Here is a 15,712-nt window from a genome sequence, read left to right on the forward strand (position 1 = left end):
ACAAACCCCTCCAAAGGTATTGCAGATGAGCCAAGGCCAGGCGGAGGAAAAAACCATGGCTAACTAAGTATCGCGCACCAGCGGTGCGTAAGAGCCCCTGAGAACCTATGTAGACCTTATGAAGTTCTGATAGGAGCGCGACGGCGTCGGTCCTCGCTGGCCCTGATACTTCGACCCTACTTGCGTGCTGCCGTACGGGTGTTCTGCGGGACTGGTCAACCGCAGAATGCACAGCTGACCGATCTTCATGCCGGGCCACAGGGTGATCGGCAGGTTGGCGACGTTGGACAGCTCCAGGGTGATGTGACCGCTGAAGCCGGGGTCGATGAACCCGGCGGTCGAGTGAGTCAGCAGGCCGAGGCGGCCCAGCGACGACTTGCCCTCCAGGCGCCCGGCCAGGTCGTCGGGCAGGGTGATGAGTTCCAGCGTCGAACCGAGCACGAACTCGCCGGGATGCAGCACGAACGGCTCGCCGGCGGCGGGTTCGACCAAGGTGGTCAGCTCGTCCTGTTGCTTGGCCGGGTCGATATGGGTGTAGCGGGTGTTGTTGAACACCCGGAACATGCAGTCAAGCCGCACGTCGATGCTGGACGGCTGCACCAGGCTTTCCTCGAACGGCTCGATGCCCAACCGCCCGGCGGTGATTTCGGCCCTGAGATCGCGATCGGAGAGCAGCACGCGACGAGCCTAACCGGCTGCCCGTCACGTTCAGCGGAGGTAGACCTCGCTGCCGGTGGGATATCCGCCGCCGGTGGTCGTGACGTGCACGTGGTCGTAGTGGCCCAGCCGGCTCGGCTGGGCCCCGTCGGGCGTGTAGTAGACGCCCCGCCAGATCGCGTCCTGGATGCCGAACCGGTTGGCGTTGTGCAGCACGTAGGCGACGATCGCATTCCCCAGCGCGATGCCCTCGGCCGACTCCGGGTTGGGAATCATCACGTCGAGCGCCAGGCCGAGGGGGTGCCACGGCAGCGGATCCGGTCGCACTCCCCCGATTTCGTGGATCTGCGGGAAATCCGCGGTGATGCTGCGCGCGGTGAGGATTGTCCGGACCTGCAGGCCCCGTTCCGGTGCGACGTCGGCGGTCAGGAAACGGGCCCGAGTGTGATACCGCGACGCCGCGGCGGGCTCACCGTCGGCGAATCCTTTGATGAGCCGATTCGACGCCGCCGTCACGATTTGCGCGCAGCAGGGAGCGGGGTCGCTGATAACGGGCTTGGCTTCGATGTGGGGCGCGAATGGGGCGACATCCGCGGACACCGCGAAGAACGCTGCGGCGGGGACCAGCACTGCAGCCAGGGCCACCGACGGCTTGCGTCGCTTCCTGGCTAATTGGTGTCGACCCATCCAGAGCAGATTACGGTGCGATAACGAAATAATAAATATGGCTATATGAATTTGTTTGAGGAATGACTGCGTTTCGGCGCGACGGAGCACAGCGGCGCGCTGCGCCCCCACGTCGACGAGTTCCTGGCCCTCCGTCCGGCGCCGAGTGCTAGCCTTCCTTGGCGAGAAGTGCCGATGTAGTTCAATGGCAGAACATCAGCTTCCCAAGCTGAATACGCGGGTTCGATTCCCGTCATCGGCTCCACCCCTGACCAGCGCGTATGCCTCACTTCACATCCTGCCGCGATGCTCGGTGACACACGATGACACAACCCTGTCCAAACTCGCCCCGGCCGCCTTCAACGCCTCGGCCTGGGAATGGGCGTACAGCTTCATCGTCAACGACGCGTCCTTATGCCCGATCCACGCCGCGATCACCGCGACCGGCACGCCTTGAAGGTGCATCAACGTCGCGCACGTATGCCGTGCGGCATGCAGCTTGATATGCCGCAGGCCGGCCGCCTCGACCGTCTCACGCCAATACCGCGACAACACGGCCGGCGAATATGGGTCTCCGGCCTCGTTTGACACCACGTAGGCACCGGATCGATAGGAGGCGCCCAGCGCCAGCCGCTCGCGAGCCTGGCGGGTCTTCGCGGCCTTGAGCACCGTCACTAGCCGCTCGGGCAGCGGCAACGTCCGGCGCGACGTCGCGGACTTGGGATCGTTCTCCACGGTCACACCGCCCGCGCTGACTCGGTTGTTCACGATGGCCAGCGTCTTGGCGTCCAAGTCGACATCAGCCCATCGCAGGCCGGCGATTTCGCCCCGGCGCATCCCCGACAACGCCAACTCCCATGCGTGCGCGAGCCGGTCATCGGAGATCACGCCCAGCAGCTTCTGCACTTCGGCCTCTGTGTAGGTCTCGACCACCTTGTGTGGGCGGTTGACGCGGTCGACGTGCTCGGCCACATTCCGCGCCACCAGCCCTTGACGTTGGGCGTCGTCGAGCACCTGGGCGATGGTGGCGATGACCTTGTTGACCGCGTCGGCGCCCCACGGCCGCCGTGTCCGGCCCTTCGCGGTCTTGGTGCCACCGGCCAGCAGATCGGCCACCAGATCATCGATGTGACGCCTGTTGAGCCGCTGGACCGCCATGTCACCGTGCCGCTCACGCAGCGGCGCCAAATCATATGCCACCTTCGACTTCGACGAGGCACGCAGATTGTGGCGGCCCGCCAACCACTGCGCGCACACCTGCTCGACGGTGACCGCAGCGCGGGCCACGAACCGGCCGTTGACCGCCTCGTCGGAGATGGCGGCCAGCGCGCGCCGCGCTTCGGCCTCAGTCTTGTACCGTCGCCGCACCTGCTGGCGCTTGCCGGTCGCCGGGTTCACACCCCCATCAACCCGAAGTTGGTACCGCACAACAGGTTTCCCCGTTTTACGGTCAGTTGTCGTGATCTTCGTGATCTGTGGCGGCAGCTGCTGTCTCATAAATCCTCTTCTCTCACTGGCAGACCCAACGACTGCATGAGGCGGATAGTGTGCCGGCGTGACCGCTCGTTGGCATCGATAGCGGATTTCAGCGTTTGGGCGAACCGCCCGCCGTCCAACCCATCAGCCGCCTTGGCCTTTTCATCGCTATCAAGCTGCTGCTGTAGTCCACGAACCCGCGCCAACTCGGCCTCGATGCCCTTCAATTCACGGGCCAGCACCAGCGACTCCCCGACATCCACAACCTGTTGCTGCGTCGTACCGAACCGCTCAGTCATGCGGAACGCCAACTTGGGGCTGTCTCCGACGAACCACTCAAGGGCGTCCACCGAATCGACTTCCAAGCCCGGCAACACCTCGACGGAGCCATGCGGCAACGCGGGATAGATCAGCATGACTGGTGGGATTGCTAACGCAGCCGCCAGCACCAGTAACTCGGCGAGGTCCATCTTGCCTTCGCGGTGCCCATTCTCGATCTTCCCGATGGCCACGCGGCTGATCGGATAGCCCAGTTCCGTCGTGCGTCTGGCCAGGTCGGCCGCGCTGACTTTCAACGTGTGCCGGCGTTCGCGCACGGCGACGCCGACTCTGTGGGACAGGCTCTTTTGCCACTCTTTTGCAGATTGCTCAACTCTCGGCATGAAACACCTTCCAGCATGGCAACAAATGCAGGAGTACGCTCACCATGACAGTAAGCCAGTGTACGCCCTTGTACGCATTACGGAAACACATTTAGGAGATCCAACAGCATGGCCACCGATGAACAACTCCGGGAAGAGGTCGCCAGATTGGTGGCTGACGCCGCCAGACCCGCCGCGCTGCACGACATCCCCGACGTGCAGAAACGCCTAGGCGTCGGACGCTCCACCGTCTTCGCGCTCATGCGGAACGGGACGCTGCGATCGGTGAAAGTCGGGCGCCGCCGGCTCATCCCCGAGCAATCGATCGTCGACTTCATCAACAACGTCACGGAGACGGGAAGCACGGCGGGCCAGCGCCCGGCGAGGCCCGCGTAACAGCATTCCGTGACAGCGGCAGGACGCACCACACATCCCACAACCCGAAGAGAGGCGGGCACAGATAGATGAAAGGCATTGAACGACAATGGAATTCAAGGACAGGTCACCCGGCCCTAGAGATGGCGAAGGGCCGGAACAAGGCCCGGCCCCCGCACAACATCAGTCATCCATCCACGACAACGACAACTATCCTATCGCCGCTAACCGACAGATCGCATGGCTGGCCGTGCATGACTACATCAATCGTCAGCGCCGCCGCCTGGGCGCGTTGGACCTCTCAGGCCCACCGCTGGGCACACCCGCCTGGCTGCGCCTGAGCGAAAACGATCCCGCCAAGCTGGCCGCGGTGCTCAACGCCGCCGAAGCCGCCGCCTACGGCATCAGCGCGTCCCAGACCGCCGAAGCCGACGCGTCAAGAGCCATTGCAGCGGCGGCCGACTGGCCGGCCATCGCCAAGGCCAACCGCGACCGCGCCGAGTTCATCGCCGCACACCCGTGGGCAAAGCGGGTGATGCCGGTCGGCTTGAACACGGAGAACACCACGCTGGGCGAGGACGCGCGGATCGAGGCGGCGAACGCGGAGAACACCCCGCGCGGGGGTGAGGACACGTCCTCCGGCTCGACCGCGGAGAACGCGGAGAACACGGCGGCTGTTCCCGCAGCGACCGCGAGCGCATGGGCCAAGCGGGTGGTCGCATGACCGCCGACGACATCTGGGCGCGGGAAGAACTCGCCCACATACGCGACTTCGCCCGATCCCGAAGGACTGGCCCGCTCTCCACGCTGGGCGTCGCGCTGGTACGGGCAACATGCCAAATCCCCCCGCACGTCGTGCTGCCGCCGACCATCGGAGGCAGGGTCGCCATCAACTTGAACGTCGCCATGGTCGGCCGCCCCGGCGAAGGCAAGGGCGCAAGCGAGCACGCCGGCCGTGACGCCATCCAATATTGGGACCGGAACCTTAACCCGGCCGATCCGCCGCCCGAATTCTCGCCCGGCAGCGGCGAGGGCATCGCACGCACGCTGATGGAGATGGACAAGGGCAAGTGCACAGCCCTATTCATTGCGAGCGAGATCGACACCCTCGCAGGATTATTCGCCCGTCGCGGCCAGACCCTAGAGGCCGAGCTGCGGAAGATGTTTATGGGCGAGGGCCTCGGCTTCAGCAACGCGAACAAGGACACCAAGACCCGCGTCGAGGCGCTGACCTACCGCGCCGGCCTGATCGTGGGGGTGCAGCCGCTGCGGGCCAAGGTGTTACTGGCCGGCGCGGATGGCGGAACGCCGCAACGCTTCCTGTGGATGCCCACGCTGGACCCTGAGATGCCCGTAGAGCGGCCGGACCCGGTGAAGCCTCGCGGCATTACCGTTCCCTGGCTTCCCGACCCTCCTGCAGGCGATGCCAAGGTCGACCTCAAGGTGTGTGACGCGGTCCAGGAGGCCATGGACAGCCATCAAGTTGGCCTTCACCGGGGCGCACCGGACGTCGACCCGCTCGACGGCCACGCCCTGCTGACCCGCCTCAAGGTGGCGTGCGGCCTAATGGTTCTCGCCGGCCGTGACGAGGTGAACGACGAGGACTGGGAGATTGCTGGCCGCATCATGCAGGTGTCGCGGGTCACGCGGGCTGGTATCCAGCGGGCCGCTGATGAGCAGCGCCGCCGGGAGCGGATCGCGAAGGCCGCCGATGCTGTCGCGCACGATGAATACGTGTCGGGCAGCAAACTCAACCGCGCTAAGCGTTCGCTCGCCGGGCACCTCGCCAAGTTGTCCCCGGGCGAGGTGATCACCAAGAATGATCTGCGCCACACGCTGCGCGGGGATCTGCGCCGCGATTACTTCGACCCAGCAATCACCGAATTGATCGACGAGGGCGCTGCCTTCAAGGTGCCAACGCAACGCGGAGAAGGGTATACCGCGTCCCCCCCGTCCCCCGTTGTCCCCCACGCCCGAGCTGCGGATTCTTGGGAGGGACAAGGGGGGACCGTGTCCCCCCCAACACCACCGGACACTGACAGCCGAGCTGGGGAAACGTCGAATCTTCACCGTTCCGAGGGGTCCACCCCACCAATCAACGGGATGGACCCGGCGCACACCAATTCCGGCCCGCCAGCAAACGAACCGCAACCCCCGACTCCCGTCGAGGATCATGTGCAACCGGACCCTCCCCATGGCGCGCCCACGGAGAAGACGGACGGCTACACCGACAACGTCAAGGACATCCTCGACAAGGTCCGAGCAAATGCCGCCGCAAACCCGGCAGCGGCGGCTGAGCCGGACATCACCGAGGAAGAGCCGGCGATATGATGGGTCAGGATCAACTTGGCAGGCGGTGCGGCATGTGCCGCCAGCCCGTCCCTGACGGCGTTTGCTGTTGCGACCGCTGCCATGCCGCCGGCTGGTCGATCCTGTTCTACAGCGGCGTGGAGGTCCAGCATTTCGGCGCGGAGGTGTGGCTGCCGGCGTGGGGCTTCGAGGACTCTTACGACGTCTCCACCTTCGGGAGGGTCCGCAACCGGCGCACCGGCCGAATCCTGGCCGCGTCGGGGCGATACCCCTCCGTGCGCTTGGGCGGCCGGACCGTCGCCGTCCATCGACTTATGGGAGAGACGTACCTCGGCGGCCCGTGGCCCGGCCAGGTGGTGTGCCACCAGGACGACGACCCGAACAATCTTTGGATCTGCAACCTGGCTTATGGATCTCGCCGCGACAACGCTGCAGACGCCATCCGGCACGGTGTTAGACGCAGATGGTGCCCAAGTGGCCACCGGCTGGCGGGTGCCAATGTGTTCATCCGCAGCGACGGAGTCCGGGCCTGCTCGACCTGCGTGGACGAACGCGCCGGCGCGGCCCGCGATTTCAGCGAGCCGACCCGGGAGCTGGACGCATGAGTCGATCGGGGCTGAGCGATGGCGATGTCCACGGCGCGTATTACTGCGTCAGCGAGGTTGTGCGGGGCCGACGGCGGTGCGGGCAGCCCGTGCCTGCGTGGCTTCGCGCGCTTTACGACCGCCTCGACGCCGCGGTCCGCGCGGCGCGCACGCGACCCCAACACGTCGCCGAAGGCGAACAATCGGAAGTGGTGGACAAGTGGATCGGCTCGCCCGACGCCGCGGCGCTCTTGGGTTGGTCGAAGCGTCAGGTGCAGCGCCGAGCGGCCGACTTGGACGGGCAGATTGCCGGCGGCCGGTGGCTGTTCCGCGAAGCCGTGGTTATCGAATACGCGGAGGGAAGACGGTCGTGAGTGACCTGCAATTGGCAGTCGAGCAATACCTCGCTTCCTTGGACGAGGACGACTGGGCCGCGCTCGTGGTGCGGGTCCGGCCCCCGATGGCCGCCGAATCGAGCCCGCATGATCGTGGCATGGCGTACGAATGCCGTTACAGCACAACCTGATTCAATCACTCAAGGAGGAAAACTTATGACGTTTCCAGGTACCGCTCCGGCGAAGAGGGCGTCCCCGCCGCCGCTGCCGCCGTTCGACGCCCGGTCCGTTGGTGGCGGCGACCCTATCGAGCATGCCGCCAGAATCCAGCGAGCCGCCGCCGACCAATACCACACGTGGCGGCGGTCATTCAGCCCGAACGTCCACCCGGAGGACCGCCGGGACAGCGCGAATTTCTTCACGGTCTCCGACGCGGCGGTGGCTTTGCCTCAGGCCCTCGACGCCGCGAAGGCACACGCCGCCGAGGCGCAGGCGAAAGTCTTTGCCGCGGTGGGTGGGCAGAAGGTCGGCGACGACGTCGGCTCGCAGCTCGCGGCCGACCGCTACCTTTGCCGCGTCGAGCGCATCCTGGCCTCGCTGAAGGGCAACACCACGAAGGTGGTTGCCGCCGCGCGGGCCGCGATTGCGAACGCGGACCCGGCGCAGTTGGCGGTGCTGACCGAAGAGCTACCGTCTCTTCTTGAGAGCCTGGGCGCACCCACGGTGTGGTTGAATGATGCTCTGGCGCAACGTATTCCGGGCGTCGATGACCTCCGTGCTGACGCCGCGCTGAAGGGCAAGCGTTTGGCTGTGCTGGCCGCGAACCACAACGCACTGGTGAAGGCGTTCGCGGCTGGGACACCCGCGCCGGAGCTGGTGGACCCGTACGCTCCGGGCATCACGGCGCGCCCCTACGAGGGCGGCACGAGCAGCCCAGTCGGCTGACATGATCACCGTCCAGGGCGGCTTTCCGACCGCCGGCTTCCTCGTGGCCGGTGGACTACACGCGCCCTGGGCGGCCCGCGGCGCGGGGGCCCGTTGCGCCGCAACGGTGCGCCTCGTGCTGCTTCGGGTCGCGGCCGTTGCGCCCGGCCCCGCGCCGCGGTTCCAAACCACCGCAAAAGGTTCGGCATGTCTGACGTAAACCCGGAGTTCATCGAGGCTGTGTCGCGGGAGACCGCCGTCCCGGCCTGGCTGCTGCAGACTGCCGACTCGCCCCTTGACATCTGGCATCTCGCGCAGGCCGCAGTCGATTGGAAAGCTCGTACCTCACCGCCGCCGGCTCCGCCGTCGACTGCCGCGGTGTCTGCGGCTGTCCCGTACGGCCCAGTCCCGCAGCAGCCCGTGCCGGCCGACATGACCGTCATGGAGGCCTACCGCGGCAACCACTTCGCCGATCGGGGGGCACCAGCGCCGCCAGCACGGCGTTCGCCAGGCAAGCCCTGGTGATCCGAGAAGACCACGACGAAGGGAGACATTATGGCAGACAATCAAACTGGCGCGAAGGACGCAGCCGCGTTCGCTGCTGCCAGTGGCGAGACGAAAATCCCTGGGGTAGATCAGGATTCGACCTCGACGGGCGCGTCTGACGCAGTGTCGGGGCTTGCGACACAGAAGGGCAATGTCGCAAATCAACAGGCCAGCGGCAGCCAGTTCACCCGAGGCCAGGGCTGATGGGGCGCAAGAACAAGCGGCAGGACCCTCGCCAGTCGAAGCTGCGGCCGTTAGACGGCCCCGTGGTTCGCATCCTGGCGAAGCTGGCCGAGGACAAGCGGTGAACGTCGAGCAGGTGCTGGGTATCGCGCTGGCCGTGTCGCTGGCGGTCCACATCTTCGCGGCCGTTGAGCTCGCGGCCAGCCTCAAGTACCACCTACGCGGGCTGGGCTACTGCCGGCGCCGGCGCAGGTTCTACCGGGTGACACCGACCGTGCTGATCGCGGCCGGACCATCCACGAGCGTCGCTTCGCCGGGCCTCGAAGCATGAGGCCCGCGCGTGACGCCGTGCAGTTGGTGCGCTGCGTCGAGTCCGCCAACACCGCGGGCCGCGACGCCATCATTGCCGACTACACCGCCGACGCGTGCAACGGCCGCGAGGCCATCGCCGCCCTGCTCGCCCATATGGCGCTGTTCGTCTGCGAGCTGGCCGCCCACAACCAGCACGACGACCGCTGGCTGAAGGTGCGCATGTCCAACCTGGTGCCCGGCGAACACGAGGACGCCCACCGCCTGGTCCATGACGGTGCCTTCAACGGCGACTGGACCCAATTCTGGGAGCACGTCGGCTTTTACACGACCCACGACGACGGGCAGCTCGAAGAGCTGATACTGCATCTCGCCCATCTGGGCAACTGCGTGCTGCGGACGGAGCCGAACCTCTATGAAAGCTGGCCTGCCGACTTCTACGAACAGCAGTATCAGGCCGGGCCGATACCCGGCTGAGGGACGGACACCATCCAGTGAGCACCATCCGATCAGCACCGACCATGCGTAGCATGACGACCGGCCGACGACCATCGTCTTCGCGGCCTCTTGCCGCACCCTCCCCGGCCGGACCATCCATTGACGGCGCTACCGCAGAGAACGGTGCCTTCTGCGACCAGTGTGGTGTTGTCGAGTACGGCGATGACGAGCAGTTGATGCGCTTCGCCAGCGAGCACGTGTGCCCCGATCACCGCGAAGCGGATTGACCACACGCGGTATTACCGTCAGTGATGACGGGCACGTGTGGTTTGGGCGGCGAGATATCCGAGGTAGTGCGGCCTGTTCAACGGCCAAGCTATCGCCTGCGACCATCGCGGCACTGCTGCCACCTGCTCACCAGGTGCGGAATAATTCCGCACCTGAGCGCACCATCCGCCGATACCGCAAACCTGGCAACGCGTTACGGATATCCACTACCCCGCCGGTCTGAATTAGGCCGTCCCGCAAGCGAAGCCAACTGTGGAAAATTCCACAGTTGAGCAGCACTGCGCCACAGCACCATTCACCGACACCTGCTCACCATCCACGTACAGCAAAGACCGTCCGGCCTACAGCAAACAAGACCACCTCATCACGCCGCTGACCACCACTCCCGACACCCATCCGACCCTCACCATATCCGCAGGTCAGAGGCATACCCAGGGGGGACCACCCCTCCCCCAGGGGGTCGCCGCGCCATGGCCGAAACACCGATTCCGGCTGGCTGTAATGCAGCAGCAAAAACCGTTCTGCGGGGCAGCGAACGAGCCGCTCACCGGGCAAGACTGGTTGCCGACTGGACCGCCCGATACGTCGCTGCGGTCGTCGTCGCGTCATTGGGGGCGCCGGCCTGTGCGACCATTGGGCTCTATGAGTGGGATGAGCCCTGACCTGCGCCGGGAGGCGATCGGGCGCCGGCTGGCCGAGGACCCCTCGGTGCCGCAGCACCGGTTGGCCGCCGAGTTTGGGTGCAGCCAGAGCCAGGTTCAGCGCGACGTCGCCGAACTCCGCAAGGGTGGGCTTTTACCCACGGGTCGCGACCGTGGCCGCCCGCTGCGGTCGGTGACGAAGCTGCAGGCCGCGGCGGTGACTGGCGCGGGCGATGAGCTGGTCGCCAAGATTCGCGCCGAGCTGGACGGCAAAGGCTTGGAGCCCGACGCGCGCGAGGAAGGCCTGCTCGCGGAGATCCGCGCGACCGCCGACATCATCGCCGCCGCGCAGCAACGCATCGATGACGACGGGCTGGTATTCGCGCCGGCGACGAAGGGCGGTCCGCCGCGCGCTCATCCGTTGCTGGCGGAGGTTCGGGGGCAGCGTGCCGTGCTGGCCCGGCTGCTGTCGGCGATCAGCCTTGAGGAAGGCACGAAGAACCCGGCCAAGGTCAAGGCCGCCAACGCGCGGTGGCGGGTGCGGCACATGCAGAAGGATGCCGACATTGGCTAACAGGAAGTCGCGCGCGGCCGTCGAAACCGTCGACCGGCGTCCTCGCGTGCCCGGGCTTTACCAGCGTGTGCTGGCCATCGTCTGCCTGCGTGAGGCCCAGGAGCGTCGCGGCGGTTGGTTGGAGGTGTCGGCTGACGCCGACGCGTTGGCCGCGTGGGAGGTCGCTGCCGCCGACGAGGCCGACCAGCTGGCCGCTGCGCGTGCAGGCGCTCCGATCGAATGCAGGTGGTATGAGCTGCCGGCAGGGTTGCCGCCGCCGCTGGACGGGCTTGGCCGCGACCCGGCGCCGCGGTATCTGACTGTGTATCCCGATGACGTGGTGGATGCTTCGGAGGCGTTTAACGCCGCCCGCTCCACCTACGAGCGGGCGCGGTATTTCCCGAACTGCGACCACGCCTACTTTCAGGCCAAGTTCGACCTGGCCCGAGAGTACGGGGTCTGATGAAGGTTGATTAGCGAGAGAGGCTGGGGCGCAATGGCACTCAGTAACATTCTTCCGGGCAAGGCCAACAGCATCGCGATGTCTGACGGTGATAGCGGCCCGCACGTTGTCGACGCCCGCGCCGGGTACGCTCCTTGCTTCGCCCGTCCTGGCGAGCCTGAGGTCAATGTGATTCGTGGGGAACGCCTTCGCCCGGCGAGCGCGCCACCCAAAACGCGAGCCGTCGCGCAAGATCGCGCAGGCGCGGGCTGTGGGTGCTGCCGCGCCGGAAGCCTTGGACCTCACGGCCGACGAACGTGAGGCCCTGTTTACCTGAGCCTGACGGCCCCGCGCTGCGCCTGAGGGGGCCGCTGACGGCCGACCAGGGCCGCCCGGGGTAGAGACACCGGCCGATGGTCTGGCGGTTCTCTGGTTAGCCCGTCAAAATAACGGTATCCAAAACGAAGGTGGGCTAACTAACACCGCCGGCGCAGGGTTTACGAGAAAGCCCCCGGCGAACTGAGGGCTAAATTCTGCTGGCGCTCAACGTCAATGGAACCTTGCGTAATCCGCGCGCATCTCTTCCTGAACCTGCGCGACCTGCGACTCATCAATCATGAAGAAATCGCCGGTCATCAGGATTTTGTGCTGGGCTTCGTCGTCTGGCTTCCAGCCACCTTTGACCCGCCAGCGCTGCGCCGGGGCGCACCGCCAAGCGGCGAAGTCGCCGCCCTCCGGTGCATCAACCCTCAGCAGCTTGCTCGCTGGACCCGGCCCACCGTTGGCGTAGTAGAGCATCCTCGTCCTATTCCGTAGCGGTTCCTACCCATGGCATAACGTTGGCTGAGGCCGGATTATTCCCTGACCTGCGGTTATGCCATATCGGGGGGTTACCCCTGTTGGCTGTTCTTCTTAGTCCACGCTGCAAGTGCCTCGTTCAGGGCTGGGCCGACACCCCCATGCACGTCGCGGGCGACCTTCTCGAATTCGCGCAAGATCGGAATTTCGGCACGTCCCTTCACCTGTTCGGTTCCACTGTCAACACGAGAAGGTTTGCGCCGCAATTCATCAGCGGGAAACTTTGTGAGCAGTTCGACGTAGTTCGCTGGGCTCGGAATCATCAAATCCCCTTTACTGAACCACTTTAACGTGTTACAGTGCGCCGAGTTGCTGCATATGCCGCGGTTGTGAACATAGTCGTGCCGTAGCTTGCCGAGGTCGCCAAAATAGTTGATCTGAAAGTCGTACTTCTCGCACTGATGCGCCCGTGCGAGTTCCACCCGATAGTGCTCTTCCCAGTCCGTGTAAAAGTCCACAATGACTTGTGCCGCAAACTGTTTCATGCCAGGCGGTTGCGATAATTGCATCTCGTCGTTACGTTCCGGGTCGATGATGGCTTTGATCGCAGCCAGGCTGAGCGTGGTGGCGGAGGGCTGGTCGACCATCTCTTTCGACTCGAAATCGTAGTAGCGCAGCGGCATAGCGAAGGGAGCCGCGAAACTCAGGTATCGCCTGGTTATTTCTTCGGCAATCACCTTCCAAGACCCGACGACGGCGGTGCTGGAAAGCAGCAGAGATGTCTTGAGAGACAACATCATCTCGTTGATTATCTCGTCCACGGTCGGCGCCCCGAATTGCTGTGTTTCCAGCGCCTGGCGCGCAGCTCGGACCGTCGTGGAATACTGATCCCATTGCGGCAGAAGGGGTTCGAATGGAGTGAATCGCATGGCTGCATCCCTGACCGGCAGCAGTACTGCCGTCAGTGCAGCATCCACCGGTGGATCAACGGACCACAAATCGTTGACCAGGCTCGTGAGAAATCCCCGAACAGTGCCGTAGACAGGGGTTGCGTTGACGATGCGCCAATTGGCGGTGGCCGCGGGTGCGCTCAACTGCGCACGGATTTCTTGGCCGCGCTGAAGGCCGTCCAATTTCTCGATGTCCAGCAGCACGCTTCGCCACCGCTGGATCGCTTCGGGTGTCGCCACGGTAGCTCAGCCTACGGCCGCCAGCATTGCGCACGGACCTGACGAACGCACAAGTTAAGGAAGACAGTCGCGGAATCGATACGGCGCCAGCTTGCCATGGGTGCGGACTATCCTCAATGCGTCATCGTACGAAAGCAGCGCGGACGCGATGCGTCATAACTGCTCACGTTTGGGGTCACTCCTCCGCGTCGGCGTCGATGAAGTGCCACGCAGAGGGCGATACAAGGTTGTCCCAGGTGCCGGGCCGCGAGCGCGAGCCGAGCTTAAGAACGCCGTGCTCGACCTCCCACGACGTGCCGTCGTCGTAAAAGGTTTCTTTTCCACTCGCAAATGTGACTCGAATCGCCATAGCGGAGAGTCTGCCACGGCGACCTCTGCCCGGCCCGATGATTGTGACGCCTCAACCTCCTCACCAGGCTCCGCCTATCATGCAGGGGCCGGCCCCAACCCTATGACGAAATGAGATTGGAAATTTAGTGCTACTCAACTCGGTCATTATTCGCGGATTTCGATCGATCGAGGCCAACCTTGAAATACCTGTGGGATCACCAACGATTTTGGCTGGTCATAACGACGCCGGCAAGAGCGCTGTCATCGACGCGGTTGCATTCCTACTCGACGCGCTCAAGCTGACAGATCGTGATCGCACATATGGCGACCCTGGCCCGGATGACAACCCAACGCGGGTAAGCGAGACTTCCGTGGAGGGAGTATTCAACCTTCGTGCCGAAGAGCAGACGGAGTTGTCGCTCCCATCCGAGGTAAGGATGCGACGCGTCTACCGTGAGAGTGGAACGGCGCTGGAGGTTCTCACTGCTGTGCCCGTCGACGCGACTTTGAAAGATATTGGCGCGCAAGATGTGAAGACGTTGAAGTTCAGGCTAGGCAGCCTGGGCCTGTCACAAGATGGCCTGAAGGCGGATCTTGTTACGCGGCTTGAGGAACGGGCCGCAACGGCCGAGAAAGTCGATGAGTGGGTGCCGGCGCCTGCTGAGGTGAAGCGGGCGCTTCCGCGTGTTCAACGGTTTGACGCAACATCGACGCAGAATCCCGAAGATGCCATCTTTGCGACGTTGCGGACGTCATATGCGGCTCACACCGAAGACGAGAACATCAAGGGAAGTCTGACGGAAGTAACTGAGGCACTTCAGGATTGCGTGGTCGCCGATGCTGAGGCGCTGCGTATCCACATTAAAGAAAAGTGCAGCGACATCGGCGAGATCCAAATTCACCCCAACATTCGGCTGGACAGTGGGCTGAAGTCCGTCGAGGTTAGTGCCCGGAATGCTCGCGGAGAACAGGTCCACCTTGGGCAGTCGGGAACCGGTCGCTCTCGTCGAATCGCGTTGGCAGTATGGGAATTCAACGCCGACCTGATGAGCGGATCTGGCGAAGACACCATATTGCTTTATGACGAGCCGGACACACATCTGGATTACCGGAACCAGCGCGGCTTCATGAAGCTGCTGGACGACCAGGCAGCGCTTCCGAATGTTCGGGTCGTTGTCGCTACACACTCGATGAATCTTATTGATGGAGTCGATATCTCGAAGGTCGTGCACTTGCGGCACGAAGAAAGTCGAACCGTCGCAGAGAAGATCGCCGATGACACCGAAGTCGGTGCGCACCTAGGTGCGATTGCCGCGTCTCTCGGCCTGAGGAACACCGTTCTGCTCCATGAACGTCTGTTTGTCGGGGTCGAAGGTGCAACCGAGAGCCGAGCATTTCCCGTGCTGTTCAAGTTAGCAACCGGCCGGCATCTGCAGGCGTGTGGAATCGCAATCTGGCCGTGCGACAACAACGATGGCGCGCTCCGGTTTGCCCAGTACCTCCACACACATGGCAGAGACGTGCTGCTCGTTGTCGACGAAGACTCCAGGGGATTGAAGTTATTCTCCGAGGCAAGCTTGGGCAACCACGGACTGAGCATGAACACCCACCTATTGACAGTGGGAACCCGCGAATTTGAAGACACATTCACCGACGAGCAATGGGCCGCGTGTGCGAACCGCGAGTGGCCAAGAGTGGACGGCCGAGAATGGGAGACGTCTGACTTTTCGCAGCTCCGCACTGGCAAGTTCAGCTCGGATGTTGCGGCCATGATCCGCGAAAACAGCTCGGTGGAAGTCAGTGGCAAGCCACACATCATGCAAAGGCTGGCCTTAGGCCTTAGCTCGCCAGACGAGGTGCCCGAGAAGGTGCGTGAGCTGTTCGATCTGCTGATTGAACGCGCACAGTACTAACGACCGCGGCGTGCACGCATACGCGCGCGCCGCTGAGCGGCGGTCGGTGCGCTCCAACCGTGATAGCGCACGGATGCAGCCCACTCAATCCCGTGCCCGCGCTTCTCGCGTCC

Annotated in this window: 21 protein-coding genes and 1 tRNA gene; 15 read left to right on the forward strand and 7 right to left on the reverse strand. The window is 64.3% G+C overall.

Annotated features, from left to right (window positions below; genetic code table 11):
* Positions 1–105: 105 nt before the first annotated feature.
* Together dcd and ACIUM1_RS12190 are read right to left on the reverse strand one after the other, a co-directional pair.
* The gene (dcd, locus tag ACIUM1_RS12185) at positions 106–678 is read right to left on the reverse strand and encodes a dCTP deaminase (RefSeq protein ID WP_406817390.1); all 573 of its coding nucleotides are present in this window, start codon (positions 676–678) and stop codon (positions 106–108) included.
* Between the two features lie 30 nt (positions 679–708).
* Positions 709–1,344: a hypothetical protein gene (locus ACIUM1_RS12190; RefSeq protein ID WP_406817391.1), complete on the reverse strand. Its 636-nt coding sequence runs from the start codon at positions 1,342–1,344 to the stop codon at positions 709–711.
* Positions 1,345–1,514: 170 nt separating this feature from the next.
* On the opposite strand from ACIUM1_RS12190, the gene ACIUM1_RS12195 reads away from it, so the two are divergent.
* Positions 1,515–1,588, forward strand: a tRNA-Gly gene (locus tag ACIUM1_RS12195).
* A gap of 26 nt (positions 1,589–1,614) precedes the next feature.
* Here the strand turns inward: ACIUM1_RS12195 and ACIUM1_RS12200 are convergent.
* Both ACIUM1_RS12200 and ACIUM1_RS12205 read right to left on the reverse strand, forming a co-directional pair.
* Positions 1,615–2,820, reverse strand: coding sequence for a tyrosine-type recombinase/integrase (locus tag ACIUM1_RS12200; RefSeq protein ID WP_406817392.1), 1,206 nt, complete (start codon positions 2,818–2,820; stop codon positions 1,615–1,617).
* Positions 2,817–3,461, reverse strand: coding sequence for an XRE family transcriptional regulator (locus ACIUM1_RS12205; protein ID WP_406817393.1), 645 nt, complete (start codon positions 3,459–3,461; stop codon positions 2,817–2,819). Before ACIUM1_RS12205 ends, ACIUM1_RS12200 begins: the two co-directional genes overlap by 4 nt.
* Positions 3,462–3,569: 108 nt before the next feature.
* Between ACIUM1_RS12205 and ACIUM1_RS12210 the strand changes: the two genes are divergently transcribed.
* The 13 genes from ACIUM1_RS12210 (at position 3,570) to ACIUM1_RS12270 (ending at position 11,389) form a co-directional block, all read left to right on the forward strand.
* The gene (locus ACIUM1_RS12210; protein ID WP_406817394.1) at positions 3,570–3,836 is read left to right on the forward strand and encodes a helix-turn-helix domain-containing protein; all 267 of its coding nucleotides are present in this window, start codon (positions 3,570–3,572) and stop codon (positions 3,834–3,836) included.
* Between the two features lie 88 nt (positions 3,837–3,924).
* Positions 3,925–4,539 (forward strand): DUF2742 domain-containing protein, encoded by a 615-nt coding sequence (locus ACIUM1_RS12215; RefSeq protein WP_406817395.1) that lies wholly within the window; start codon positions 3,925–3,927, stop codon positions 4,537–4,539.
* Positions 4,536–6,146 (forward strand): hypothetical protein, encoded by a 1,611-nt coding sequence (locus ACIUM1_RS12220; protein ID WP_406817396.1) that lies wholly within the window; start codon positions 4,536–4,538, stop codon positions 6,144–6,146. The genes ACIUM1_RS12215 and ACIUM1_RS12220 overlap by 4 nt, the downstream gene beginning before the upstream one ends.
* A gap of 32 nt (positions 6,147–6,178) precedes the next feature.
* Positions 6,179–6,730, forward strand: a complete 552-nt coding sequence (locus ACIUM1_RS12225; RefSeq protein WP_406817397.1) for an HNH endonuclease — start codon at positions 6,179–6,181, stop codon at positions 6,728–6,730.
* Entirely contained in the window at positions 6,727–7,083 is a 357-nt protein-coding gene (locus ACIUM1_RS12230) for a hypothetical protein (RefSeq protein WP_406817398.1), read from the forward strand. Before ACIUM1_RS12225 ends, ACIUM1_RS12230 begins: the two co-directional genes overlap by 4 nt.
* Positions 7,080–7,235, forward strand: a complete 156-nt coding sequence (locus tag ACIUM1_RS12235; protein ID WP_406817399.1) for a hypothetical protein — start codon at positions 7,080–7,082, stop codon at positions 7,233–7,235. Before ACIUM1_RS12230 ends, ACIUM1_RS12235 begins: the two co-directional genes overlap by 4 nt.
* Positions 7,236–7,260: 25 nt before the next feature.
* On the forward strand, positions 7,261–7,989 hold the full coding sequence (locus ACIUM1_RS12240; protein WP_406817400.1) for a hypothetical protein: 729 nt from the start codon (positions 7,261–7,263) through the stop codon (positions 7,987–7,989).
* A 186-nt stretch (positions 7,990–8,175) separates the two neighbouring features.
* Positions 8,176–8,493 (forward strand): hypothetical protein, encoded by a 318-nt coding sequence (locus tag ACIUM1_RS12245; RefSeq protein WP_406817401.1) that lies wholly within the window; start codon positions 8,176–8,178, stop codon positions 8,491–8,493.
* A gap of 30 nt (positions 8,494–8,523) precedes the next feature.
* Positions 8,524–8,718 (forward strand): hypothetical protein, encoded by a 195-nt coding sequence (locus ACIUM1_RS12250; protein ID WP_406817402.1) that lies wholly within the window; start codon positions 8,524–8,526, stop codon positions 8,716–8,718.
* A 100-nt stretch (positions 8,719–8,818) separates the two neighbouring features.
* Positions 8,819–9,028 carry a hypothetical protein gene (locus ACIUM1_RS12255; protein WP_406817403.1) on the forward strand — a complete coding sequence of 70 codons (210 nt, stop codon included), beginning with the start codon at positions 8,819–8,821 and terminating at the stop codon, positions 9,026–9,028.
* The gene (locus ACIUM1_RS12260; RefSeq protein ID WP_406817404.1) at positions 9,025–9,483 is read left to right on the forward strand and encodes a hypothetical protein; all 459 of its coding nucleotides are present in this window, start codon (positions 9,025–9,027) and stop codon (positions 9,481–9,483) included. The genes ACIUM1_RS12255 and ACIUM1_RS12260 overlap by 4 nt, the downstream gene beginning before the upstream one ends.
* Before the next feature lie 900 nt (positions 9,484–10,383).
* Entirely contained in the window at positions 10,384–10,947 is a 564-nt protein-coding gene (locus tag ACIUM1_RS12265) for a hypothetical protein (protein ID WP_406817405.1), read from the forward strand.
* Positions 10,940–11,389, forward strand: a complete 450-nt coding sequence (locus ACIUM1_RS12270; protein ID WP_406817406.1) for a hypothetical protein — start codon at positions 10,940–10,942, stop codon at positions 11,387–11,389. The genes ACIUM1_RS12265 and ACIUM1_RS12270 overlap by 8 nt, the downstream gene beginning before the upstream one ends.
* Before the next feature lie 528 nt (positions 11,390–11,917).
* Here ACIUM1_RS12270 and ACIUM1_RS12275 read toward each other — a convergent pair.
* The 3 genes from ACIUM1_RS12275 to ACIUM1_RS12285 form a co-directional block, all read right to left on the reverse strand.
* Entirely contained in the window at positions 11,918–12,166 is a 249-nt protein-coding gene (locus tag ACIUM1_RS12275) for a hypothetical protein (protein ID WP_406817407.1), read from the reverse strand.
* A 92-nt stretch (positions 12,167–12,258) separates the two neighbouring features.
* Complete coding sequence (locus tag ACIUM1_RS12280; protein ID WP_406817408.1) at positions 12,259–13,356, reverse strand: hypothetical protein; 1,098 nt, start codon at positions 13,354–13,356, stop codon at positions 12,259–12,261.
* Positions 13,357–13,531: 175 nt separating this feature from the next.
* A complete protein-coding gene (locus tag ACIUM1_RS12285) occupies positions 13,532–13,705 on the reverse strand; it encodes a hypothetical protein (RefSeq protein ID WP_406817409.1) in 174 nt (57 codons plus the stop codon).
* 127 nt (positions 13,706–13,832) lie between these two features.
* On the opposite strand from ACIUM1_RS12285, the gene ACIUM1_RS12290 reads away from it, so the two are divergent.
* Positions 13,833–15,599: an ATP-dependent nuclease gene (locus ACIUM1_RS12290; protein ID WP_406817410.1), complete on the forward strand. Its 1,767-nt coding sequence runs from the start codon at positions 13,833–13,835 to the stop codon at positions 15,597–15,599.
* Positions 15,600–15,712: the final 113 nt, after the last annotated feature.

This window comes from Mycobacterium sp. M23085 (assembly GCF_045343915.1).
Classification (GTDB): domain Bacteria; phylum Actinomycetota; class Actinomycetes; order Mycobacteriales; family Mycobacteriaceae; genus Mycobacterium.